Source organism: Nocardia sp. NPDC004151 (assembly GCF_042874235.1).
GTDB lineage: Bacteria > Actinomycetota > Actinomycetes > Mycobacteriales > Mycobacteriaceae > Nocardia.
In genome coordinates, this window is the sequence record NZ_JBIAMR010000030.1 from 1 (window position 1) to 23751 (window position 23751).

19 protein-coding genes are annotated in these 23751 nt (G+C 66.7%); 11 read left to right on the plus strand and 8 right to left on the minus strand.

Annotated features, from left to right (window positions below; translation table 11 throughout):
- Positions 1-90: 90 nt before the first annotated feature.
- The gene (locus ACFYTS_RS35995; RefSeq protein ID WP_357289534.1) at positions 91-849 is read right to left on the minus strand and encodes a class I SAM-dependent methyltransferase; all 759 of its coding nucleotides are present in this window, start codon (positions 847-849) and stop codon (positions 91-93) included.
- Positions 850-1375: 526 nt separating this feature from the next.
- Here ACFYTS_RS35995 and ACFYTS_RS36000 point away from each other — a divergent pair.
- Together ACFYTS_RS36000 and ACFYTS_RS36005 are read left to right on the plus strand one after the other, a co-directional pair.
- Positions 1376-1732 (plus strand): alpha/beta fold hydrolase, encoded by a 357-nt coding sequence (locus ACFYTS_RS36000; RefSeq protein ID WP_387309681.1) that lies wholly within the window; start codon positions 1376-1378, stop codon positions 1730-1732.
- A gap of 474 nt (positions 1733-2206) precedes the next feature.
- The gene (locus ACFYTS_RS36005) at positions 2207-2872 is read left to right on the plus strand and encodes a TetR/AcrR family transcriptional regulator (RefSeq protein ID WP_387309682.1); all 666 of its coding nucleotides are present in this window, start codon (positions 2207-2209) and stop codon (positions 2870-2872) included.
- An 18-nt stretch (positions 2873-2890) separates the two neighbouring features.
- Here ACFYTS_RS36005 and ACFYTS_RS36010 read toward each other — a convergent pair whose 3' ends face one another.
- On the minus strand, positions 2891-5170 hold the full coding sequence (locus ACFYTS_RS36010; protein WP_387309683.1) for a hypothetical protein: 2280 nt from the start codon (positions 5168-5170) through the stop codon (positions 2891-2893).
- Positions 5167-5994 (minus strand): alpha/beta fold hydrolase, encoded by an 828-nt coding sequence (locus ACFYTS_RS36015; RefSeq protein WP_387309684.1) that lies wholly within the window; start codon positions 5992-5994, stop codon positions 5167-5169. Before ACFYTS_RS36015 ends, ACFYTS_RS36010 begins: the two co-directional genes overlap by 4 nt.
- A 235-nt stretch (positions 5995-6229) precedes the next feature.
- On the opposite strand from ACFYTS_RS36015, the gene ACFYTS_RS36020 reads away from it, so the two are divergent.
- From ACFYTS_RS36020 to ACFYTS_RS36045, 6 genes are all read left to right on the plus strand, one after another.
- Complete coding sequence (locus tag ACFYTS_RS36020; RefSeq protein ID WP_387309685.1) at positions 6230-7423, plus strand: hypothetical protein; 1194 nt, start codon at positions 6230-6232, stop codon at positions 7421-7423.
- A gap of 41 nt (positions 7424-7464) precedes the next feature.
- Positions 7465-9693, plus strand: coding sequence for an MFS transporter (locus tag ACFYTS_RS36025; protein WP_387309686.1), 2229 nt, complete (start codon positions 7465-7467; stop codon positions 9691-9693).
- Positions 9690-12509, plus strand: coding sequence for an ATP-binding cassette domain-containing protein (locus ACFYTS_RS36030; RefSeq protein ID WP_387309687.1), 2820 nt, complete (start codon positions 9690-9692; stop codon positions 12507-12509). The genes ACFYTS_RS36025 and ACFYTS_RS36030 overlap by 4 nt, the downstream gene beginning before the upstream one ends.
- A gap of 43 nt (positions 12510-12552) precedes the next feature.
- Positions 12553-13494, plus strand: coding sequence for an alpha/beta hydrolase (locus ACFYTS_RS36035; RefSeq protein ID WP_387309688.1), 942 nt, complete (start codon positions 12553-12555; stop codon positions 13492-13494).
- 82 nt (positions 13495-13576) lie between these two features.
- Positions 13577-15589: a CocE/NonD family hydrolase gene (locus tag ACFYTS_RS36040; RefSeq protein WP_387309689.1), complete on the plus strand. Its 2013-nt coding sequence runs from the start codon at positions 13577-13579 to the stop codon at positions 15587-15589.
- A 168-nt stretch (positions 15590-15757) separates the two neighbouring features.
- Complete coding sequence (locus ACFYTS_RS36045) at positions 15758-16420, plus strand: SMI1/KNR4 family protein (protein ID WP_387309690.1); 663 nt, start codon at positions 15758-15760, stop codon at positions 16418-16420.
- A 67-nt stretch (positions 16421-16487) separates the two neighbouring features.
- Here the strand turns inward: ACFYTS_RS36045 and ACFYTS_RS36050 are convergent, their stop codons facing one another.
- From ACFYTS_RS36050 to ACFYTS_RS36065, 4 genes are all read right to left on the minus strand, one after another.
- On the minus strand, positions 16488-16787 hold the full coding sequence (locus ACFYTS_RS36050; protein WP_387309691.1) for a hypothetical protein: 300 nt from the start codon (positions 16785-16787) through the stop codon (positions 16488-16490).
- A 680-nt stretch (positions 16788-17467) separates the two neighbouring features.
- A complete protein-coding gene (locus tag ACFYTS_RS36055; RefSeq protein ID WP_387309692.1) occupies positions 17468-17893 on the minus strand; it encodes a hypothetical protein in 426 nt (141 codons plus the stop codon).
- Between the two features lie 653 nt (positions 17894-18546).
- On the minus strand, positions 18547-19425 hold the full coding sequence (gene mca / locus ACFYTS_RS36060) for a mycothiol conjugate amidase Mca (protein WP_387309693.1): 879 nt from the start codon (positions 19423-19425) through the stop codon (positions 18547-18549).
- A gap of 540 nt (positions 19426-19965) precedes the next feature.
- Complete coding sequence (locus ACFYTS_RS36065; protein ID WP_213554823.1) at positions 19966-20280, minus strand: hypothetical protein; 315 nt, start codon at positions 20278-20280, stop codon at positions 19966-19968.
- A 243-nt stretch (positions 20281-20523) separates the two neighbouring features.
- Between ACFYTS_RS36065 and ACFYTS_RS36070 the strand changes: the two genes are divergently transcribed.
- The 3 genes from ACFYTS_RS36070 (at position 20524) to ACFYTS_RS36080 (ending at position 23122) form a co-directional block, all read left to right on the plus strand.
- The gene (locus ACFYTS_RS36070) at positions 20524-21009 is read left to right on the plus strand and encodes a hypothetical protein (RefSeq protein WP_387309694.1); all 486 of its coding nucleotides are present in this window, start codon (positions 20524-20526) and stop codon (positions 21007-21009) included.
- 203 nt (positions 21010-21212) lie between these two features.
- Positions 21213-21629 carry a hypothetical protein gene (locus ACFYTS_RS36075; RefSeq protein WP_387309695.1) on the plus strand — a complete coding sequence of 139 codons (417 nt, stop codon included), beginning with the start codon at positions 21213-21215 and terminating at the stop codon, positions 21627-21629.
- 245 nt (positions 21630-21874) lie between these two features.
- Complete coding sequence (locus ACFYTS_RS36080; protein WP_387309696.1) at positions 21875-23122, plus strand: hypothetical protein; 1248 nt, start codon at positions 21875-21877, stop codon at positions 23120-23122.
- 153 nt (positions 23123-23275) lie between these two features.
- Here the strand turns inward: ACFYTS_RS36080 and ACFYTS_RS36085 are convergent, their stop codons facing one another.
- Complete coding sequence (locus ACFYTS_RS36085; protein ID WP_387309697.1) at positions 23276-23692, minus strand: DUF6881 domain-containing protein; 417 nt, start codon at positions 23690-23692, stop codon at positions 23276-23278.
- Positions 23693-23751 lie beyond the last annotated feature (59 nt).

The window sequence follows — 23751 nt, forward strand, 5'->3', positions numbered from 1 at the left end:
ATTCGACAAACTCGCCGTCCGCTACCTGGCCACGATCCACATCGCCGCCATCAACCAATGGCTACGGTGACCCGACTTTCAAAACACGGCCTAGTCCAGGCGCGTGGCGGTCACGGCCCACACGGGCAGGTGCACCCGATTGTTTTTCAGCAACGGCCCAATGACCTGGAGTTGTTCGAGCATCGGCTTCATCCGATCGGCCCATCCGGAGTCCTCGCTCATCTCCTTGGTCATATAGGTGAACGTCTCCGGGCTGAAGTTGCCCTGGTAGGTGGTGGTTCCCAGGTGGTCGAGGCGCCACCCGGCCGCGGGAAGCACGCGGTCGAAATTCTCGGCCGGCAAACCTTCGAGCTGCAAGCCGTTGACGTTGTGGCGGCCGAATTCGAACATGAACAGTCGCGCCCCCGGCCTGGTGGCCCGGTGCAGGGCCTGCAGGTACCGGGTCTGGATTTCTTCGTCGTCGAGGAACACGTGGTAGAACGCGCTGTCGACGACGGTGTCGAACCGGTCCTCCAAGCCCTCGAGTTTGGTGGCGTCGGCCACCTCGAAGTCCACCGTCACCCCGGCGCGCTCGGCGTTGCGCTTGGCCCGCTCGATCGCCGACGGCGACGCATCGATACCGGTGGTCGAGTAGCCCTTGGATGCGTAGTAGATCGCGTGATGTCCCGGGCCGGTTCCGGGGTCGAGCACCTCGCCCCGCACGGCGCCGTAGGCCACCAACTGCTGCACGACCGGTTGTGGGCCGCCGATGTCCCAGGGGATCAACGCGGGAGCACCCGGTTCCGATGACGCGTCCCGGTACAGCGCTTCGAAGTCCGGCTGATCGTCGTGGTTCGGTTCCCTGCTCATGACTCCTCCTTCTATTGCGGACGGGCAACACCTGAAGGGTCGTGCTGGCGATGAGACCAATGGTTCCGATGGTGGCGGACAAGTTCTCGGATGCTCAGTTTATTTGGTGGACCACCAAGGCTTGCTCGGTGCTGTTGTTCGTTCCGCTCGGGTGCCGAACGTGCTGATCTGACGAAACTACGACCCGGGATTCGGCGCGGCATGGTACGACAACGGCTGGTATCGCGGATTCGACACCGACGCCATTCCGTTGTCGAAGGCAACGCTTCGGTCCCAGTCGACCCAGATGTTGGTGGGATCGGTCGAGGCATCACGCGAGGCGACTTCGAGTGTGATGAACATTCGCGGGGCGGTCGCGATGACAGTCAGCAGCAGATCCTCGGCGCGGTAGTCGCCGGGGAACTCCCAGACCTCGGCGTTGTTCTCACCGCCGAAGTAGGGGTTCAGGTAGTAATGGCGCAGAAACCAACGAAGTTAGGGTAACCGCAGGTCAGTTCACCGGCGGCGATCGGCGCACAGCCGGGCCATGATCGGCGACTTCGGCTCGATCCGGAAGTTCCGCCAAAAGCCAAATACGTCAAAAGATTTCACCCATCCGGGCCGACCGTTGCAGATCTTCTTCCTGCCACCGGTGCTGAGCCTGTCCGCCATCACCGCCCCGGCAGTCCTGATCCATACCAACTACTGGTTCCAGCACCGCAAGTCCTACTACAACAAACAGGGCATTCTCATGGCGGCCATGGACGACAAGGACGTTTGCAACGTACTGGCGCATCTACCCGGCGCGGACCTGATCGAGGTCGACTCCGGTCACGATGTCCACTTCGAACGCCCGGAAGTCTTCCTCCGCGCGGTCCGTGAACTTGCGGCAAAGGCCGAGTAGGAGGCGGTCGATCAGTTCGGTACGGGATCGGCGGCCGACTGGCGGAAGCTCGGCCCAACCGCGCGGGAACCGGCCCTTCAGCTCGATGATCAGCGCTTGGTATCCGTGCGGCCTACCGTGGCGGCCTCGAGGCCAGAGGTCGGCTGCGCAACACCTCGAACGTTGACCTCGGGGGAGTCGCAGGTTCTTCCCTCGCTGAGCGAGTATCTGAATGCCTGGCGGATCGTAGGGGGATCAGCTTCGAGGGCGCGGGACGAAGGAAGTTGCCGTCGCCGAGATCCACACGGGCGGACGGGAATTCGGTCACCAGGTCCCATGATGGCTCGCCTCGGCCGGGCTGGGGGATTCCTTGGACGGGCTCGGGGAGGTGTTGTCATGTCCGGTGTCCACCCTGTGGTACACAATATCTTCCACGTGGCATGTATTCATTTGGTCATCCACAGGGTCGCCGGAATCGATCGGGGAGAAGGAAACGTGGCGGAGCGGTCGCAGGGCACGGGGCAATCTGGGCAGTCGGGGCGCCGGGGACCCTACGCCAGCGGGGTCGCGCGGCGTGAGGAGATCGTGCGGGCCGCGCTGGAGCTGTTCGCGGCCCGGACCTACGACGCGGTGTCGCTGCGGGAGGTTGCGGCGAAGGTCGGCATCACGCACATGGGGCTCCGCCACCACTTCGCCTCCAAGGAGGAGCTGCTCACCGCGGTGCTCCGGTACAAGGACCAGATCTCGCTGACTCCGGACCCGGACCACCAGGTCAGCGGGGTCGAAGTGCACGGACTGGACTGGATCCGCGCCAGCATTGACGTGGTCGCCTTCAACTCCCGGCAGCCGATGGAGATCCGGCTGTTCGCGTCGTTGTCGGTGCAGGCCGCTGATCCGCAGCATCCCGCGCACGAATACTTCGTCGGCCGCTACCGGTACGCGCGGGAGCTGGTCGCCCACGAATTCGACATCGCCCGGCAGGCCGGCGATATCCGCGAGGACACCGACGTCGAATTCGCCGCCCAGACGATGCTCGCCGCGATGGACGGGCTCCAGATCCAGTGGCTGCTCGACCCCGTGCGCGTCGACATGGTCGACGCGTATCGGCAGTTCCTGGAGTCCTTCCTGGAGTCCCTGGCACCACCGCGGGACCGGCCGTAGACCGACGTGTATCCGGCGTCAGAGCACGATCTCGTGCCGCCCGGCCGGATACTCTCGGCCGGCGTGTCGGTAGGGGATCGGGCTGTCGACGACCAGCCGCGCTCGGTTGACCGACACCGAGATCAGCCCGGCCGGGCAGGGAACCTCACCGAACGCCCACTCCAGCGTCCCGAGCGCCGGTTCGACCCGCGCGACGCTGAAACCCGGCATGGCGGGCTCGACTCCGAGCACTCGGGTCATCAGGTCGCGGGTCGGCGTGGACGACCAACCGTGGCTGACCGTGCCGCCGTACCAAGTCTCGGTCCATGAGGTGTCGCAACGCTGCAACGCCTCCGCCCAGTCCAGACAGAGGCCCGCGACGAGGTCGGCGCGGCCCGCCGCGGCCAACGCGTCGTGGACCACATACCGGAAGAACGGCTGAGCTCTGACAAGTTGCTTGTCGGTATCCCACCACGGCTCGGGGTGCCCGGTGCGAAGATAGAGGCCACCGACCGGCGCGTCGCTGTTCGGCACGACAGGCCCCTCCGGGCTGCTGAACGCGGCGTCGACGTGGGCGGTGGTGTCGGTGAGGACCTCCACCAGCCGGTTCAGCCGCGCGGTCGGCACGAGCCCGCCGACGATGGCCGCAGCCTGGGCGTGCTGGGACGCCGCGGGCCGCCGGACCCCGGCGACCATGGAGTCGGCGTATCGGTGCCGTTGCGGATCCCACAGCCGCTCGAAGCCTGATGTCAATCGCCGGTGCACGCGCTCGGCCCACCGGGCCCGGCCTTCGTCGCCGAGCCAGGAGGCCATCTCTTCGAACTCCAGCAGGGCTCGGCCCCACAATCCGCACAGCGTGGCACAGACCCCTTCGGTGGAGACGGCGGCCCAGTCGATCAGGACCCATCCGAACACGTCGCTCGGCAGACCATCGACGTCGCAGAACGGCAGGAACCAACGCAGCACCCGTTCCACGACCGGAAGCAGCTCGGCGATCTGCTCGGTGTCGCCGAGGTAGCGGTAGAGGTTCCACACGGCGTGGACCCAGTGCAATGCCCAGTCCGGGATGATCGTGAAATCGCCGTATTCGATGTCGCCGGCGACGGCCATCGGCAGCATTCCGTCGGCGCGAGGGGACGCGGCCAGTCGCGGATACCACGCGGCGAGACGCCAGTCGGTGTTCGTCGTGAAGTCGACCATCTGGTGCACGACGGCGTCCCCGGTCCAGGCTCGCTGCTCGCGGGTCGGGCAGTCGATGTAGGCGTCCGAGGAACACAGGGTCACGGTGCGCCGCCCCACTTCCCAGATCCTGTCCAGCCGCGAGTCGGAGGCGTGGAACGACGCGCCGCCCGCGACCGGGTAAGCACGGGTCCGGACACTCACGCCGTGGACGGTCGCGCCGTCGTCGGCCTCGACGAGTACGCCCCGCAGTCCGTATAGGTCCAGTGACTCGATGCCGCGCCTGGTGCCGTCGAGTGTGAGGACGAAGCGCGCGTCATGCTCGGTCGGGACCGGGACGCCGTCCTTCAGGAACTCGGCGGCCCGGACGGTGACGATCGCGCCCGTTGGCCCGGAGGCGTCGACGATGAGCGTGCCGGACTCGATCCGTTCGGCCAGGAACATGCCAGGAGAATCCGGCACCAGGGCGATGTCGACGGGATGCGGCCAACTGATCGGCCGCGGTTCCAGTGGCCCGACCGGGAAGCTTGGAGGCTCGGGCCGGCCCGGCTCGCCGGTCGTGAACCCGCGGCGCTCTACGGCGCCCGGCCAGCCCGAGTCGGTCGCGCCGAGCCATTCGGCGGGAAGCGCGCGGGCGTCGGCCAACTCTTCGCCGCGTCCGGACAACCGGTCGAGGACCGTCTCGCCCCAGCCCGCGAGGCACTGCGCCTGCCAGTGCGCGCCGGAGACCAGCCAGTCGTCCCCGAGCCGGGCCTCGAACACGAACGCCCCCTGATGCAGGTCGTTGGCCAGCGGCGACGGTGGCATCCACCACGGCTTGGGCCCGCCGTAGCGCCAGACGAGGGCGGCAATGACGTTGGTCCCGGGCCGCAGATACGCCGCGAGGTCGACGTCGTCATAGGGCTGCCGCTGGGGGTTGGCGCGGACTGGTCCGCGCGAGACTTCGACGCCATTGACCCAGAGTCCGTACCGCGACAGGGCGGACATCCGCGCCGGGACGCGGTCGGGCACCTCGCCGAGCACGAACGAGTGGCGCAGCGCGACGACCTGGCGCGCCCTGTCGGCGTGGTCCTGGGTGGCCGATGCCTGGTCGGCCCAGATCCAACGGGCGTGCCAGCGCCCCGGGGGGAAGTCGGTCATGCGTTGTTCTCCAGTCGCTCGAAGTGGTCCGCGACGGCTGCGAGCCAGGCAGCGGGCTGCTCGGTCTGCGGGTTGTGGCCGGCGCTCTCGATGACGACCAGCTGCGCGTCGGCGATGCCGTCGACGAGCTGTCGGGCTCCGGATCGCAACGTCTTGTCTCGGGCTCCGACGAGTACCGTTGTGGGACAGGAGATCTCGCTGAGGCGGCCCACCAGCGACGGATATGAGCCCAGGGCGCGCCCGAACGCCGCGAACGCCTCCGGATCCATGCCGAGGAACGCGGCGGTCTGGCGATCACGTTGCTCCCGGTCGATGCCGCCCGGCCCCACTTCTTCCTTGGACAGTAGCTTCACGAGCTTGCCCAGAGCGCCCATGCCCCGGCGGCGGACGACGATGCCGACGATCCGCACGACCCAGGAGAGCGGGCCACGGGTTGGCTCAGGTGCGGTGTCCATGAGGATCAGGGACCGCACTCGCTCGGGGTGCGCCAGCGTATAGCGCTGTGCGACGACACCGCCCATGGAGTGGCCGAGCAGGTCGACCTCGCCGAGGTCGAGGCCGGTCAGGAAGGCGTGCAGATCCTCGGTGAGGGCGTCGAAGGTGTAGGCGTCGGCCCGGCCGGGTTTGCCGCTCATGCCGTGCCCGCGGTGGTCGTACGCCAGGACCCGGCGGCGCTCGGCGAGCCGGGGTAGTACCGCCGCCCAGTCCGCTGTGCTTCCGAGGTATCCGTGCAGAAGGACCAGGGGCGCGGCTCCGGTCCCCGGGTGCCCTCGATCCTCGTAATTCAGGGTGACCTCACCCGCTGTGAGCTGTGCTTCGTTCATGGCGTCGCGAAACCCTTCCATGTTGCAGGTATTCGATGCTAGCATCGCGGCACCTCGAAGTGACCCCAGATCTCACTGGAGTCAAATCCCGTTCCCCCAACGAAAGAGATGCATCGTCATGCGTCCAAGACCCCGGACCTCGATCCTTGTTCTGGCGGCCGTCACAGCCCTGGCGGGCTGCTCGGTCAGCAGGGGCCCTTCGAGTTCATCGCCGACCTCGCCGAACGGTGCCGCGATGGCACCCGCGCAGGGCGTCACCGCGACGAGCATCACACTGGGCGTCGCGGGCACCGATCCGGCGCAGCTCGAGGCAGCCGGGGTCCAGGCCGACAACGGCCCGGCCACCAAGGACCTCTACACGGCGTGGATCGCGGCGCAGAACAAGACGGGCGGGGCTGGCGGTCGGCAGATCCAGTTCGCCTTCCAGCCGTTCCTGCCCACCGGTCCGGCGGCAGCCCAGGCCGCCTGCGTGGCGCTGTCCAAGGACCAGGCGGTCTTCGCGGCGATCGGCATCTTCACCGGGGACACGCCGCTGTGCTTCACCCAGACCGAGGGCGTGCCCTACATCGGGTTGTGGGGCCAGTCCGCTGACCGCGACGCGAAGTCCACGAAGGCTCCGTTCCTCGCGGTGGAGATGGCCGACGACCGGCAGCGCAAGGCCGGCGTGCAGGCGCTACTGGACCAGGGGCTGCTGAAGGGCCGCAAGGTTGCGCTCTACTGGGAGGCCCAGGACGACGCGGTCACCAAGAACGTCGTCAAGCCGCTGCTGCAGGCCGCCGGTGTCGACGTGGTCGCCGAGACGCCGCTCGCCAACGTCGGCACCGACCAGTCCGCGCAAAATCAGGCGCTGGACACCGTAGTCGAGAAGATGAAGTCCTCGGGCGCGGACACGGTGCTGAACACGTCGAACTTCTCCAACATCATGGTGGCCTTCCAGCGCAAGGGCTGGCTGCCGCAGCAGATCCTCGCCACCTCGCAGCAGGCGCTGAGCACGGACGTCATGGCGACCACCGGCATCACGCCCGCCACCATGGCCCCGCTCACCGTCGCAGCCTCCTATGCGCCGACGAAGGCCGAACTGGCCGCTGACGCGAACCTCACGCGGTGCGTCCAGGAGTACAACGACGCCTTCCCGGGCAGCGCGGTCGACATGGCGAAGGTCTCGCTGGAGATCCTCAGCGGCATCGCCCACCAGTGTGCGGCGTTCGAGCTGTTCGTGCAGGTGACCGACAAAGTCGGCGCGAACATCACCCTGGACGGCTGGAGGACCGCCGCCGAGGGGCTCGGGACGTTGAACCTGGCCGGCGTGCCGATCGGCTCGCTCGGTCCCGGCAAGCACAGCGTCGGCGACGCGGTCGGCGTCTACAAGTTCGATGCCTCCACTTCGCAGATGCTGCCCACCGGCCCCGCGATCGCTGCGACGAAATAGCAGTGGCACGAGATATCGGGACAGGTGGGAGGAATCAGACCATGGAGGACCAAACCGGCTCCGGTGGCAGCCTCGCCGACCTCACGGATGCGATGTTGCGTCCCGAGGCCCCGCAGGAGCCAGAGCGCGCCGTCGTCCCCGACCCGGGTGGCGCCGACTTCGGATCGGCGTCGCAACCCACGACTTTGCGGGCTGCGGTCGCGAGTACGGGGGCCGCGACGTTCACGATCCTGCTGTTGCTGACTTCGCTGGACGAGCTGGAAGGGGCGGCCCTCGGCGTGCTCGCGCCGAATATCCGGACCAGCTTCGGGATCAGCGACGGCATGATCGTATTTCTCTCGGTCGCGGCGGGGGCGTTCATCGTGCTCGGCGCCGTACCGATGGGCTGGGTCGCCGACCGCTTCCGACGCGGGCCGGTGATCGGAGCGGCGAGCATGGCGTTCGCGGCAATGGTGTTCGCGTCCGGGTTCGCGGCCAACGCCTTCATATTGTTCTTGACCCGCTTCGGAGCCGGCGTAGCGAAGTCCAACCAGGGGCCGGTCCAGGGTTCGCTGCTCGCCGACACCTATCCGATCAGCATCCGCGGCCGGATCGGAGCGGCGATCGGCGTCGGCGGCAGACTGGCCGGCGTCCTCAGCCCGCTGATCGTCGGCGGGATCGCCGCCGCATTCGGTGGACCGGACGGCTGGCGCTGGGCGTACTTCCTGCTGGGCCTGCCCGTGGCGGTGGTAGCCGCGGCCGCATTCTTCCTGCCCGAGCCGATTCGGGGACGCTGGGAGAAGGCCGAGGCGGTCGGCGAGGTTCTGGTCGATGAGAAGCCGCCGCCGATCTCGGTGGAGGCAGCGTTCGCCCGGCTCGGCCGGATCCGGACACTGAAGACCGTCGTTCTCGCCTTCGCGGCCATGGGATTCGGCCTTTTCACCGCACCGGTGCTCGGCAGCCTTTTCCTCGAGCATCAGTTCGGGCTCGGGGCCTTCGGCCGGGGCGTGGTCAGCACCGTCGGGGGAGCAGCAGGACTGTTCGTTCTGCCGTTCGTCGGCCGCTACTACGACCAGCAGTTCCGGCACGACCCGGCGCGCGCCCTGCGACTTATCGGCCTGCTCACGCTTCCGTCCGCGTTCTTCCTCCCCTTCCAGTACTTCGCACCGAACATCGTGTTGTTCACCGCGTTCAGCGTCCCTCCGGTCGTCCTGCTGTCCGCGGCCTTCGCGATGATCGGTCCGCTGCTCCAAACGATCGTCCCGTACCGGCTTCGCGGCATGGGTTCGGCCATGGGGTCGGTGTACGTGTTCTTCATCGGCGCTACCGGCGGTGCGCTGATCTGCTTCCCGCTCATCAACAGCTTCGGGGTCCGGACGGCCGTTCTCGTCACGATGATCCCGTCCACAGCGGTCGGCGGCCTTCTCATCATGCGCAGCGCCGGGCACGTGAAGCGTGACCTCGCCAATGTGGCCGCGGAACTACGCGAGGAGCACGAGGAACACCTGAGGCGCATCGCAAACCCCGACGACGTCCCGGTCCTGCAGGCCAACGGCCTGGACTTCTCCTACGGCCAGGTGCAAGTGCTCTTCGACGTCAGCGTCGAAGTCCGCCGCGGCGAGGTGGTCGCCTTGCTGGGCACGAACGGTGCCGGCAAGAGCACGATCCTGCGGATCCTCTCCGGTCTCGCCACTCCAGAGCGCGGAGCGGTACGGCTGAACGGCCGGACCATCACCTACGTGTCGCCGGAGCAGCGGGTTCGCCTGGGCATCGTGTCGCTGGCCGGCGGCGCCGGGGTGTTCCCGACGATGTCGGTCCGAGAGAACCTGGAGATGGGCGCGTTCATCTACCGGAACGACCCGGCCGACGTGGCCGACCGAATCGATAGGGTCCTGGCACTCTTCCCACAGTTGCGGGACCGGCAGCGGGCACAAGCCTCGACGCTGTCCGGAGGCCAGCAGCAGGTGCTCGCCCTCGGGCTTGCCCTGCTACACGACCCCGAAGTCCTTCTCATCGACGAGCTTTCCCTCGGCCTGGCTCCCGCCGTGGTCGCTGAACTGCTCGACGTCGTGCGGCGGCTCCGCGATTCCGGGCTGGCCATGGTCATCGTCGAGCAGTCGCTGAATGTCGCGCTGTCCATCGCTGACCGCGCGGTCTATCTGGAGAAGGGCCGGATCCGCTTCACGGGAACCGCCGAGGACTTCGCCGCGGGTGATGTCGCGCGGGCCGTGTTCTTCCGGACCGGAGACGACGGCACCACCCTCGATCGGCATCAGGAAGGCACGCTGTGAACGCTCAGGTCCTCTTCGACGGACTCGTCAACGGCCTGGCCATCGGGTTGATCGCCCAGGGCATCGTCCTGGTCTACCGGTCGAGCCGGATCATCAACTTCGCGGTCGGCAACCTCGGCGTCATCGCCGCCGCTCTGTTCCCGCTCGCCGTGCTGAACTACGACTGGCCGGTGTGGGCCGCGCTGCTGGCCGTGCTCGCGGTGGGTACCGCGACCGGCGCGCTGGTCGAGCTGGCGGTGATCCGCAGGCTGTTCACCGCCCCGCGGGTCACGGTTCTGATCGCGACCATCGGCGTCGCTCAGGCCGCCGTCGCCGTCGTCAGCGCACTGCCGAAGGTGAAGGACACCCTCAGCGCGCGGTACCCGGTGCCGGTCAGCGGAAGCTGGACGCTCGGCTCGGTCACCGTCACCGGCGCTCAGGCCGCAGTCCTCGTGGTCGTCCCGGCGGTCGCCGGGGCGTTGTCCATCCTGCTCAACCACTCGACCACCGGCCGTGCGGTGACCGCGGCGGCCGACAACATGCCGCTGGCCCGGACGCTGGGCGTCAACCCCAAACTCGTCTCGACGTTGGTCTGGACGATCGCGGGACTTCTGTCCAGCCTCGCGATGATCCTCATCTCGGGGCTGTCCGGCACCGTCACCGCCGTCACCGACCTCGGCCCGAACACGATGGTGCGGGCCCTGGCCGCAGCCGTGATCGCCGGCCTGGCGTCGTTCCGGTGGTCGATGGCCGCCGGGGTGGGGATCGGTGTGGTCCAGGCCTATGTGCGCTTCGAATACGTCACGCAGCCAGGTCTCATCGACCTACTGCTCCTGGCCGCAGTGCTCGTGGCGGTCGGCCTCCGGGCCCGCCGCGACGACCGAGGCGGATCGGAGACCATCGCATTCGGCCCGCGCGAGCGCGGCGTGCCCGAGCACCTGCGGCAGCTGTGGTGGGTTCGCCACCTGGGGCTGCTGTCGGCCGCGCCGGTGATTCTCGCGGCCGTGGTACTGCCGTTGATCGTCACCGAGCCTTCGCGGCATTTGCTCTACGCGACAGTCCTCGCCTATGCGATCTGCGCCAGCTCGCTCACGGTCCTGACCGGATGGGCCGGTCAGCTGTCCCTCGGCCAGATGGCTTTCGCTGGACTCGGCGCGCTGTCGGCGGCGACGCTCACCGCGGGTCTGACGATCGGATTGGGTGCAGACACCAGGCTGACCGTGAACCCCATGCCATTCCCGGTTGCGGTTCTCGTCGCATCCGCGATCACCGCGGCGCTCGCCGCCGTCGTGGGCCTCGGAGCGCTGCGCGTCAACGGGATGCTGCTCGCGGTCAGCACGTTCGCGGTCGGCGTGGCCGCGGTGAGCTTCCTGTACCGGATGGACGTGTTCGGCACCGCCGAGAGTGACTCCGTCGCGTTCCCGCGCGGGACGCTGTTCGGCTTGGCCCTTTCGAACGAGCGCACCTACTACTACGTGCTGTTAGCTGTCCTGGTGCTCGTCGCGGGACTGCTGTCGCGGCTGCGTCGCACCGGGCCGGGTCGGCGGATCATCGCGGTGCGCGACAATCCGGACGCAGCGGCGGCTGCCACTGTCCGGCCGGTGCGGACGAAAGTCGGGGCGTTCATTCTCTCCGGTGCGCTGGCCGGCCTCGGCGGGGCGATGCTGGCCGGCACGGTTCAGTCGGTCCCGGTCACCGAACGCTTCTTCCAGGTCGGGGACTCTCTCGTGCTGATCGCCATCGTCGTGATCGGCGGTCTCGGCTCGGTCTGGGGGCCGGTGCTCGGGGCGGCGTGGGTGATCGGACTGCCCGCGTTCTTCCCCGGCAACCAGCTTGTGCCGCTGTTCGCCTCGAGCCTGGGACTGCTGATCCTGCTGCTGTACTTCCCCGGCGGGCTGGTGCAGATCGGACACGCGCTGCGCGACATGGTGGTGCAGTTCGCTGAGAGACGTCTGGGTCGTGAGACGGCGCCATCCGTCCCGCGGTCGGCAAGTCAGCACACTGCCATCCGCGTCAGACAGCCGACACGGCCGACGCCGCCTAACGGCGGACCGGCCTTGGTAGTCCGTGATTTAACAGTGCGCTTCGGCGGCAATACCGCGGTCGACCGCGTGAGCCTGAGCGTCGGCGGCGACGAGATCGTGGGGCTGATCGGAGCTAACGGGGCAGGCAAGTCGACGCTGCTGGGCGCGATCGGCGGCTTCGTCCCCGCATCCGGAACGGTGGAGCTGCTAGGCCAGGATGTCTCCGGCTGGGCACCCGCCCGCCGCGCCGCGCTCGGACTCGGCCGCACCTTCCAAGCCGCCAGACTCTTCCCCGAGCTGACGGTCCGGGAAACGATCCTGGTCGCTCTGGAAGCACGTGGGCGGTCCGGGCTACTCGCCACGGCAGCCTTCCTGCCTCAGGCGTTGCGCGCGGAACGGGTCCGCCGAGCCGAGGCCGCCGACCTCATCGACCTCATGGGTCTCGGCGCGTACGCGGACCGGACGGTGGCTGGGCTGTCGACCGGCACGCGGCGCGTCGTGGAGCTGGCGAACCTGCTGGCCCTGGATGCACGGGTGCTGTGCCTGGACGAACCGACCGCCGGTGTCGCGCAACGCGAAACCGAGGCCCTGGGCCCGCTGCTGTTGCGGCTGCGCCGCGAGCTCGGCGCGTCGATGGTCGTCATCGAACACGACATGCCGTTCCTGATGTCGTTCACCGACCGGCTCTACTGCCTGGAAGCAGGCCGAGTCATCGCGGAGGGGACGCCGACGCAGGTCCGCACCGATCCCGCCGTTATCGCGAGCTACCTCGGCACCGACGAGCGAGCGATCGACCGCTCCGGCGCGGCCTGACCGCACATCCCGCAGAACAATCACCACCACGAAAGGCACAGCCATGGCCCTGGACCCACCGATCCAAGCCCTCGTCGCCGGACTCGCTGCGGCCGCCGCAGCCGAGCGCGAAGCCGCCGACCTGAACGAGCGGCGGCGGATGTCCGCCGCCACGATGGTGCTCGCCTCCACCGGGCGCGGCCCGGATGTCGTGGCCGCGGACCACCTGATCCCCGTCGACGGTGCCGAGATCCGTGTCCGAGTGCTGCGCCCTGCCGGTTTGGCGGCGCCCGCGCCGGCGCTCTACTTCATCCACGGTGGCGGCTGGACCCTGGGTGACCTGGATACGGCCGAAGTCGAGTGCGGGCCGATGGCCGCGATGGTGCCCTGCGTCGTGGTGTCGGTCGAATACCGGCTGGCCCCGGAGCACCCGTTCCCGGTTCCACTGGAGGACTGCGCCGCCGGGTACCGCTGGCTCCACGACAACGCACGGGAACTGGGAATCGATCCGGCCCGGGTCGCTGTCGGGGGAACGAGCGCCGGAGGAAACCTCGCCGCGGCGCTGTGCCTGCTCATCCGTGACGACGGAATGCCGCGGCCGGTTCTTCAACTGCTCGACGCTCCCGGACTTGATCTGAGGCCGCTACCGATTCCGGAGAACGAGGCCCTCGGCGGTCTGACCGCCACCGCGATCAACGAGTACGCGAGCAACTACATCGGCGAGCACGGCGACCCCCAGAACCCGCTGATCTCGCCGCTGCTCGCTGACGACCTGTCGGACCTGCCGCCGACCTTCATCACGGTCGCCGAACTGGATCCGTTGTGCGGCCAAGGAGAGGAGTACCTCGAACGGCTGCACGCGGCAGGTGGCGCCGGTGTGGCGTTCCGGGTGCTGGCTCACTCGCACGGGACCTGGTTGATCCCGATCACCGCGACGTTCACCCTCGTCCGCGAGGTCCGGGCCGCCGCCTTGCGGCACGCGTTCGCGAGCACGCTCGTCCTCTGACGTGCATTCCCGCACAACCCAACTAGCTACCACCGCAGATCGCACCACCCAAACCGCTGTCACACGACCATGAGAGGTCAAGGTGTTCGACCAGTTGATCCATCGCAGTACCCCAGGCGGTCCGAGACGACGCTCGGTCCGCAAGCGCCCTGTCGGGCTCGGCGCCTTCGCGGCCGCAGCTCTGCTGGCCAGCGCTGCCGTACCTGGGGGCGGCTCCGCACCCACTGCCCCGATCGTCGTCGACAAGGTGTCGTTCCAGAGCAGTCCTGTGGCCTACGACATCAGCATCCAGCAGGACGTTCCGATCACATTGGCGGACGGTACCGTGCTCCGCGCGGACGTCTACACGCCTGCCGTCATCGGTACGGCCGCGGCGGCACCCGGACCGTTCCCGGTGCTCCTGAATCAGACCCCTTACGGCAAGGGGGTGAAGCAGGCCGAGCTGGAGTACTTCGTCCGGCGCGGCTATATCGCGGTGGCCGTGGACGTCCGCGGCACTGGTTCGTCGGCCGGGACGTGGTCGCCGTTCGCCCCGATCGAGGCACAGGACGGCGCTGCCCTGGTGAACTGGGCTTCGGCGCTACCGTCTGCGGACGGGAACGTCGGTCTGTACGGGGACTCCTACACCGGCATCAACCAGATCTCCACTGCGGCCGCCGTCGGGCCGAACTCACACCTGAAGGCGATCTTCCCGGTCGTCGCCGGGAACGATCTCTACCGTGACCTGGCCACCATGGGCGGCCTGCCGAACGCCGAGTTCATGCCGTTCTGGCTCCTGTTCACCGGGCTCGGAAACCTGACCAACCCGATCAACAGCGCGCTGAATGCGGCGTCACCGCAGGACATCCTGGATACGCTGTCCGTAGAGCTCCAGCACATCGGCGGCGTCGCGACGGCAAACCTCCCGATCCTCAACGGTCTGATGTCCGGCGGTGCCGAGGCGTACGACGGCTCGTTCTGGCAGCAGCGCCGCCCGGCGGACCAACTCGCGAGCGTGGTCGCCAATGGTGTGCCCGCGTTCATGGTCGGCGGCTGGTACGACTTGTTCCAGCGCGGGGCCCTGATGAACTATGCGGGTCTTCAGAACGCCTGGGCCGGCCGCACCGTCGGCGCGCCGATGGCGGCCGGGCAGCCGGTCACCGACCGCTACCAGCTGCTGATGGGGCCGTGGTACCACGACCCGCGTCAGGACTCTTCGTTCGACCTGTCGGCGCTCCAGCTGCGCTGGTACGACCATTGGCTCAAGGGCATGGATACCGGCATCACTGGTACCTCGAACCCGTTGCACGTCAAGGAACTGGGTTCCAGCCGCTGGCTCGATACCCAGAACTATCCGTTCACCAGGGCCAGCCCTACCCGCCTGTACCTCGCGAAGGGCCCGAGTGGGACTGCGACCGCCTCCGCCAACGACGGTCTACTCACCACAACCGTGCCGACCACGGACACGAGCGACTTCATCACCTGGACGTCGTCGAACTCGACGTGCACCCGCTCCACGGCAACGTGGTTCGGCGGCTTCATCCCCAACCCCTCCTGCGACGACACCAACACCGCCCGCGAAAGCGGACCAAACTCCCTCGTTTACACCACACCGCCCATGACCGACTCGACGGTCATCGCCGGCCCGATCGGGGCGACTATCTACGCGTCGGCGAACACGAACGACACCCAGTTCGTCGTCACAGTCACCGACGTCGCCCCGGACGGCTCATCGGTCCCGCTCAGCGAAGGAGCCCTGGCCGGCACACATCGCGCGATCGACGCCGCGCGCAGTTGGTACGCGCCCGACGGCTCGTTCCTGATGCCATACCACCCATCCACCCCGGCGAGTACCAGCCCGGTGCCGACCTCCCAGGTCAACCGCTTCGACCTGGAGGTCTTCCCGGTCTTCGCCTCGATCGCTCCCGGCCACCGCATCCGCGTGGTCGTCACCACCGCTGACACCCCGCACCTCACACCGACCATCCCGCAGGCGTCCGACCTACTTGCCGGGATCTACCAGGTGAAGCAGGGACCCGATTCGGCGTCCTCGGTGACGATTCCGCTCGCGCCCTCGAGCGCGTTCGGAACGGCTTGCACGAGTGTGTGTCCGTGACCACTTGATGCAGGCGCGACACTGCGGCCGTGTCCGGAATCGTCCGACGACGGCCGCAGGTCTCCGGGTCTCGCTCTTGGGTGATACGCCATTCACAAGCCGCTGACCATCGGTTTCCGAACGCTTCGTGCGGATGCCCAGCTCGTCGGCCTCCATCAGGATGTGGGCATGAAACACGCATACGAGGACCGGATCGCTGGGATCCTGCTCGGACTCGACCAACTTCGAGCAGCTGATCTGAGGACCACGGTCGTCTCGCTCGGTGACCGGGAGGTCATCGGCTACCAATGCAATATCCACGGGGCCGCCGTGCACCGCTACGAGCACGCGTCTCCCGCGGACTCGGAAATGCTCGCGGCATTCGAGAGCAGACTCGGCGTCGAACTTCCGGCCGACTACTTCCAGTGGATCACCAGGGTGGGCGACGGTGGGGCCGGACCGATGCTCGGACTGCTCCCGCTGGCGCAGGAGGCCGAGGACGCCGCGATCGACTACGCCGCGGACTTCCCCTTCACCGCAGATCGGCCATGCGCGCCCGCCGCTGAAGATTCCGAGATCCAGTGGTCGGAGAACATCGGCCGAATCCACCGCGGTGCAACCTTCCTCGCGAACGAAGGATGCGGCATGTACAACCTCCTGATCCTGCGCGGCCCCGCCGCAGGGCAGGTGTGGTGGCACAGCTACGAACACGCCGCCGCGCTGCCAGTGCTTCATCCGGACACCCACAAGCCACTGACGTTCCTTGACTGGTATGAGCTCTGGCTCACCCGCGCCCTCGATCCGGACCATGACCAGATAGGGAGCTTCGCCAAGTTCACCGACCAGGTGTGATCGCCAGTGCGCTGTGGATCATCGGTCCATCGATCGATGTGCAAGGCTTCGCCACTGACCTTGCGGGTCAGCGATGTTCGCCTTCGTAGGCGAACCAGTCGAACGCGACTGTTCCGATCGCGGCGTAGATGCCGGCGACGCGTCCGGTGAAGGCGGCTGCGGTGTCGGCTGTGAGGTAGCGCCCGTCCATGTCGGCGATTTCGGTGGTGTCGGGGCCTTGTCCGTATCCGAAGCCGACGGTTTCGCTGGTCGCGATGGTGTGTGATTGTCGAAAGCCTTTCTGTTCCAGCGTGTCTCGAACAGCAGAACTTGCTCGGCCACACACGCCGGGCCGGTCTGTCCCTCGATCCAAGCGGATTACAGCCATCGCACCCCGCGAGGATTGCGAAACCTCGCCACTGTAGCTCCCAAGGCCGACAAGACAATTCGGTATCCGCCGACGCGCACCGGGGGACGAGGAGTATCCGCCCGATCGGGCGCGAAGGCGTTTGCCGACGAACTGCTGATGCTCGATATCCCGGACCTGGACATGGCGAACCGGTGAGCCACGTCACCCGCAAGGGCGGGGCCGGGGATGTGGTCGAGTGGCAGACCGACACCGCACGTCTGCTGCCGGGCTTTTGGCCGGCCGCAGGAAGGGCCCGCTGTTCCTGACCGATCGCAAGGCGAAACCCGGTGTGGCCACCGACGACATCGACTCGTCGACTTCACGAGCCCAGCTGTCCTACCGCCGGGCCCGACCGACGCTGACGCGGATGAGCAGGCACGATATGGCACCTGCCCCATGCCCGAGCGGTCTCACTTGGGGGAGGGCGGTGTCGTCTGGGGATGATCACACTGACCGGGTAGGCGTGTTCGGGGACCTCGGGTGTGATGCGCTCTTCGACGAAGATCGCGTACCAGAGCATGAACATCAGCACAGTCCACAGCTGCCGGCTTCGATCGAATGGGCCTGCTCTGTGCTCCTCGAGCAGCGCCAGGACAGCGCCCGCCCGGTCCGTGTGACGCGGACCAGGCGGGCTCGAACGGGTTTTGTCCGTTCTCCGTCTAGCCGGACAGGCTCGGCAGCAGTCCGTTGAGGCCGCAGCCGAAGCTGCCGAAGCTGCTGGCTGGATCCACCTGGACGGTGATCGACTTCTTGATCAGATCCTGGGTGGCGGTCAGCGTGTGCGAACCGGTGGTGCTGGGCGTCCAGTTGATGGTCACCTTGTCGCTCAGCAGGGACGGGCGGACCGGGCTGCCGATGAGTTCGGTGCCGTTGTCGCTGAAGCTCACCGAGAGCAGGTGGTCGACCTGGACGGTCGCGGTGAGGGTGTAGGAACAGCCGACATTGTGGGAGGATCCGCCCGAGACTTGCAGATCGGACGGCCACGCGCCGGCCTGCGGCGCGGTCAGGACGATAACCCCGGCTACCGCCCCGAAGGTCATGGCTCCCAGGCCGACCCGGCGCGCGCGGGCTGTATGTGCGTTCATGCAGGTATTTCCCTTGGGTAACTGTGGTGCGACCGTCGACATCGAGGTCGCAGCGTTTGGCAAGGGGCGATGTGCTCGGCGTCGCGGGGATCACGGCGCTCTTCGAGGGCGATCGCCCAGCCTGAACCCACGCGCTGCGGGCTGGCTGTGTTGCCCGATGTGTGATTCGCGCGGGTCAACGCGCGAACATCTGGCGTGCGGTCGGGTGAGACCGGCAGGTTCATCGGGTTGGCCCGCCCGCTCCGGACGACCCAACGACACAAACTCTAGGATCGGACGGATACCGAAGTGAAACACCATTTCCGGATGGATTCACAAGGTTCCGTTTTCAGTTGACCAACGTGGTCGAGCGGGCAACAACCTAATGGATGTCTCGTAAGTCGTTGAGCGGCAACGGGTACCGTCCCACCGGTGATGATCTCGGCGACAGATCCAATGATGGTGGAGTTGTCCTGGGCTGCGGCCACGCACGTTCGCTCGCCTGATCACCGGGTTGCGGCGCGAGGGCGCCGACGGGCCGTTACGGGGCCAACCTTGGGGGTGTTTCGAAGACCGGGTGTTGCAGGTGGCCACACTGTGTCTGTCCTCAGCGTAACGGGGGGACCTAGAGCCGAACCTGAACACTGCTGGGGGCGAAGAGGTTCGGCATCGGGTCAGAGCTGAATGCCGGTGAACAAGTCGTCTTCGGGCAGCGTGGTCGCGACAAGAGAACGCGCCAGGTGGTAATCCTCTGTGGGCCAAGCCTTCTGTTCGAGCTCGATCGGGCACTGGAACACCGGTCCGTCGGGATCCATCTGCGTCGTATGAGCGAGCTGGGCTTGTTTGCGGGTCTCGAAGTACTCAGGGCAGTGGACCTGAGTGGTGATCTCCCAGGTGGGCTGAGTGTCGTCCCAGCTCTCGAGCACCGTGCCGTGCGGTGAGTTCAGACCCGCGGCCGTCATCGTCTCGTACATTGCCCGGAAGTAGGCCTTACTGAAGGCGCAGATGTAGTACAGCTTCAACGGTTGCCACGGGGCGCCGGCGTTAGGGTACCGGGCGGGGTCAGCGGCCGCGCTGAAGGCTTCGACCGCGACCTGATGGGTCTTGATGTGGTCGGGATGAGGGTATCCACCGCGCTCGTCGTAGGTGACCAGGACGTGGGGGCGGAAGCTGCGGATGGCGGCGACCAGCGGACCTGCGGCCTCGGTCAGTGGGGTGAGCGTGAAGCACCCGTCAGGCAGGTCCTCGCCTTCACCGGGCAGGCCGGAGTCGGCGAAGCCGAGGAACTGTTGCTCGACGCCGAGGATCTGGCGGGCCCGTTCCATCTCCTCACGACGCAACCGGGGCAGGTTCTCCCACACCTCGGGACGGTTCATGCTGGGGTTGAGGACGTCGCCGCGCTCGCCGCCGGTCAAAGTGCACACCATCACTTGTGCACCTTCTTCGGCGTAGCGGGCCAGAGTGGCAGCGCCTTTGCTCGATTCGTCGTCGGGATGTGCGTGGACGGCCATCAGCCGTTGCCCGGCTCGGATTCCGCTCGTGGTGGACGACATCGTTATTCCTCCAATGATGTTGTCTGACAGAAACTTCGGGCAATTTCGGGGTCAGGGTTCGGGGTGTGTTCAGGCTGCCATGGATACAGTGCGGCGGGGATCAGGGCGCAGGCACCGATGGCCAGGGCCCACCAGAAGGTGTGGGCGTAGGCGTCGGCGGCCGGTGCCTCGCCCCGGGCCGGGGCGTGCTGGAGCACGACCACCAGCAGAGCGGTCCCCAAGAACCGCCGATCCGGTTGAGCACGGTTCGCGCGCTGGTGGCGGCTGGGTTCTGGCTGTGTTGCACGGTGGTGTAGATCGCATCGCGGCGATGTTAGGCGGCATCGTGGCGCCTAACCGGCTCCGCGTACGAACAGGGCCGCGCAGATCACGAGCGGCCGCGATCCGCAGCAGGTCGTTGGGGCCGGCGTAGGTGGCTGCCGCAGCGGGACGCGCCGCGGTCGGGCCCGCGCTAGCCGGTTCCGTCAGCGCGGGTCGCGGCAAAAGAGGACGTTCCCTTCGAACGCAGGGCCGGAGGTCCTGCAAGTTTCGCGTCCGCGGTCACAGGGGAAGGTCACCCACGATGCGTGCACCGTTGTCGAAGACGAGAGTCAACACCTCATCCTTCGTCTGTGCAGTGGACAGCCGGCATCGCAACAGACCTAGGACGGGGCCTGCCGTGCGGGGGTCGTCCTCGATTCGGACATCCCATTCCTTGCCCTCAGCGTCGATAAATTGGAAGTCGTTGAGATCCAGGTAGGGATCGCCTGCAGCGCGTGGGACCGGGTCAAACAGAACGATGCGCACCCAGCCGCTCCAGACCCATACCTGTTCAACTTCTAGGCCGGACAGTCCCGCATACCAATCTGCAACCACGATCGGCAGCGTACTGGCGACCAGTACGTTCCGCGGGCCGAGATGCTCGCGGCCCGTTGATCTTCAGCGGCCACGGTCCGGCCTACGTCGGTCTACCAGGGTCGCGGCAAGACAGGGTGTTCGAAGTGCAGGCATGGAGCCGGTGCTTCGTGAGCGCCCGAATGGCATGGCCGAGAACGAGATTCCTTCGCCTGACCACGAATTCGGGCTGCGCTTCGATGCGCTGGCTGGCAGCATGTCGGGATGCCGGATTTGCAGTGGTGCGATGTCGAGGAGCTATTCGACCCCGACATGATGGGTTCCCTGCCGGATGTGTACGTCCAGGAGGCATCGGTCGAGGATTGGCAGGCGGTGTTCGAACTGATTCGGTCGCAGGGGTGGGCGTGGGAGTACTGCGAGGGTGATCGCAAGCAGGAGTTGCCTGCTGCCGCGGAGGTGTTGTCCCGACCGAACGATGCCGAGTGCGTGACACTGCGGGTCTGGCCAGTGCCGAACGTGCGAATGATCTTTCGTCCTTGGCCTGGCGAGATCGATTTCGATGTCGACCTTCGCGAGTTGCAGGGCCAGGCCGGGGTGGACATTCTGTGCGATTTCCTGTGCGCGATCGGGCGGCGGCTGGGCAAACCTGTGCTCATGTGCTCGGAGTTCGACTCTTTCAGCTCCCGATTCCCGGTCCTGGGATTCGACCCCGCCGCCGACCGTGTGGTACTGCTGGCCGACCGACTCTAAGCCTTCAGCGGGGCCTGGTGTGCGGTCTGGGATCCCGTTCACGACGCCGTGATCATCTCCGCAATTCGTCAGGGCCTGTGCCGCACCGGGAGCCCTTCGAACCGATCGATCAGCGGCATGAGCGGATGTTTGGTGTGCGTGCTCGGTGCAGTTAGGTTGTGCTGTAACCGAGACAGGCAGCCGCGTCGAAAGGCATTGGTGCAGTGAGCAGATTCGCTGAAGTTATCGTCCTGGCGCGCGGGGCCGAGGATGTCATGGAGCACTTGACAAGGGCCGACGAATCCCGGTCCCGACCATGGCATCAACTCTTCGTAGAAATCGACGACGCTGTCTTCTCCGGCGCAGGCTTTCCGTACGGTTCGGACGAGTGTTATGCCTGGGTGATCCAGTTCCATCGGAACACCTGGGGGGATCTGCTTTCGTATCTCGAATCGCTACCGTGGCCGCGACCCGAATCGGTGCAGGTCCTCGTCCACGACGAGAACGACGACTGTTTCGGTCTGTGGATGATCTACGACGGCAAGCTGTCCGAGGTGCCTCTGCCACGTACCCGCCGGGAGCCGTATGCCAGCTCTGTCACCGGTGTCCTGTTCAGAGAAGACCGGCCCACAGACTGCTGAGCCCGCCTGAATGCACGCTCGTCGGCATGAGCGCGCACTACCGCCGGTCGTACGGCGCTCTGCCCGTTGATCTTCCGAGGTGCCGCGCTGGCTGATTCGGTCAGCGCGGTATGCGGCAATAGCGGACGATTCCCATGTTGGTGAATCCGGCCGCCAGTGCATCGCACCCGCTGCTTCAGCCAACGCGCCATGTGCCACTCCGCATTCGGTATGACAGTGCGGAGTGGCCGAACTAGGTTCGATATGTGGACCGTGAAACCTTCGCCGAGCGGCTCGCTGCTGCCGCAGCGGCGGCTGTACAGTGCGCGCGCGTCCATCTAATCGAGGATCTGCCCGCGTCGCTGGCGTTCCGGGTTCGATTGAACCAGTCCTACGACGGGCTTCCCGCGCAACCGAGCGAGATCAGATTTCCCGAGGACAGTTCCAGTGATCGTGCTACAGCCTTGCACCGCTGCGACTTCGAGACGGTAGTCGGCGAGTTGTGGCGGCAAGGCCACGTACCGCAGTGGGTGAACCTCGCCGTTGTCGGCGCCTCGCACTTGGCGACGATCATCGAAGTCGTATGTTGCGGCCGGTTCACCGCCGATGAGGGCCAGCTGTACAACATGCCCGGTGGCACAGCGCCATTCCATGCGGTCGGGCCTGTGCTGCCGCCCGCCCACGACGGCACCCGATTCAGCATTCACGCGCGCAGCGAATGCTGGGACCGTGAAGACCTCGACATGCTCACCGCAGCACCGGATCGGGTGTGGTCGTTGAGAATCGAAACCGACGAGTTCGACCACCGGATGCTGGACGCTGTTCCCGACCTGCCCAATGTGGAGATTATCGAGCACGCGGCATGCACCCTCGCAGGCGAGGCATTGGCAGCATTCGCCCGTTTCCCGAAATTGAGGGTCCTGCGACTGCACCTGTCGAAGGCCGACCGTTTCCATCTCGGTGGCAGCCGCCTCAGCGCGCTCACCAACCTCGTGATCGAGAATCTGCCGAATCGATCATGGGCCCACGATCTGCGCGACAGCGCCCCCGGTCTCACCAGTTTGGACCTGCGTGGGCGAGACACCGTCCGGTTCGACGGCTCGTTCCCGGAGTCCTTCCGTCACTTGAGCATCACTGCACCTCGGATCGCCGGCGCAACCCGGTCACCGCTTCGGGTCGACCATCTCGATCTCCACCTTGCCGACAGCACAGACCGCGATGTCCTTTCGCTACTGCACGCGATCACCCCCGTCGAGACGCTGAGCCTGCGCGGCACGCCCGTCACCGATTCGATCTTGCCGAGTCTCGAGGGCTTCCACCTCGAAGGCATCGACCTGGTCGGCACGCTGGTCAGCGCCGCAGCGTTGAACGATTACCGGGACCGCCACCCTGAGTCCAGGCTGTACCCTCAGCCGCCGGCACCGACAACGGAATCGATTCGGGCCGCCAGCAGATGGTCTGGCCAGCAGATACAGCTGGCCAGACCATACAACGCTTCCGATGCGGTCGAATGAAGTCCACGAACCACATCCAGGACGATGCCCTGAATTCGGCATGTGCGGACACAGAGCGGCCCCGAGATACCCCGGGGCCGTTGATCTTCAGCTAGGTCGCGCTGGCCGCCTTGGGCCGCGCGGGATGCGGCAGTTGAGGATGTTTGCGGTCAGTCACCAACCGCCGGCAACCAGCCACTCCGTTTGGAACTCCGACGGAGATATCCGAACGGCGTGGAGGTTCGGGTCGTTCGAGAGGTCTTCGATGCTGGGGACCGGTTCCTCGTCCAACCACGTGAGTTCGGTATCGATGGATCCTCCGGCGAGCCCCGTGCGACCATCCGGAAATCGCTGGATCTTCCGGAACTCGGTGCCATCGTCGAACAACTCCGAGAGCGTCACCAACAGTTCATTCCCTCTGACGCGGGTCCGCGTTACCTGGAGATACCACATACCCGGCTCGGGAGGTACGAAGTCGGCTGCGGCCGATTCGGCGGCAGCTCGATCGAACCCTCTACGTGCTCCGCCATCGGGGAAACCGGCGCTCAACTTCGGTCTTCCTACCTTCGATCCAACCGTCCAGAACCTCACTGTAGATCCTGGCCGGTGGCGCATCCGGCTGGCTGCCATAGAGATTCGGCCAGAATGCG

Bases quoted from the DNA above. Each gene is read 5' to 3' on its own strand.
- ACFYTS_RS35995 (WP_357289534.1), bottom strand. From the start codon at position 849: ATGAGCAGGGAACCGAACCACGACGATCAGCCGGACTTCGAAGCGCTG.
- ACFYTS_RS36000 (WP_387309681.1), top strand. From the start codon at position 1,376: ATGATCGGCGACTTCGGCTCGATCCGGAAGTTCCGCCAAAAGCCAAAT.
- ACFYTS_RS36010 (WP_387309683.1), bottom strand. From the start codon at position 5,170: ATGACCGACTTCCCCCCGGGGCGCTGGCACGCCCGTTGGATCTGGGCC.
- ACFYTS_RS36015 (WP_387309684.1), bottom strand. From the start codon at position 5,994: ATGAACGAAGCACAGCTCACAGCGGGTGAGGTCACCCTGAATTACGAG.
- ACFYTS_RS36020 (WP_387309685.1), top strand. From the start codon at position 6,230: ATGGCACCCGCGCAGGGCGTCACCGCGACGAGCATCACACTGGGCGTC.
- ACFYTS_RS36025 (WP_387309686.1), top strand. From the start codon at position 7,465: ATGGAGGACCAAACCGGCTCCGGTGGCAGCCTCGCCGACCTCACGGAT.
- ACFYTS_RS36035 (WP_387309688.1), top strand. From the start codon at position 12,553: ATGGCCCTGGACCCACCGATCCAAGCCCTCGTCGCCGGACTCGCTGCG.
- ACFYTS_RS36045 (WP_387309690.1), top strand. From the start codon at position 15,758: ATGAAACACGCATACGAGGACCGGATCGCTGGGATCCTGCTCGGACTC.
- ACFYTS_RS36050 (WP_387309691.1), bottom strand. From the start codon at position 16,787: ATGGCTGTAATCCGCTTGGATCGAGGGACAGACCGGCCCGGCGTGTGT.
- ACFYTS_RS36055 (WP_387309692.1), bottom strand. From the start codon at position 17,893: ATGAACGCACATACAGCCCGCGCGCGCCGGGTCGGCCTGGGAGCCATG.
- mca (WP_387309693.1), bottom strand. From the start codon at position 19,425: ATGTCGTCCACCACGAGCGGAATCCGAGCCGGGCAACGGCTGATGGCC.
- ACFYTS_RS36070 (WP_387309694.1), top strand. From the start codon at position 20,524: ATGCCGGATTTGCAGTGGTGCGATGTCGAGGAGCTATTCGACCCCGAC.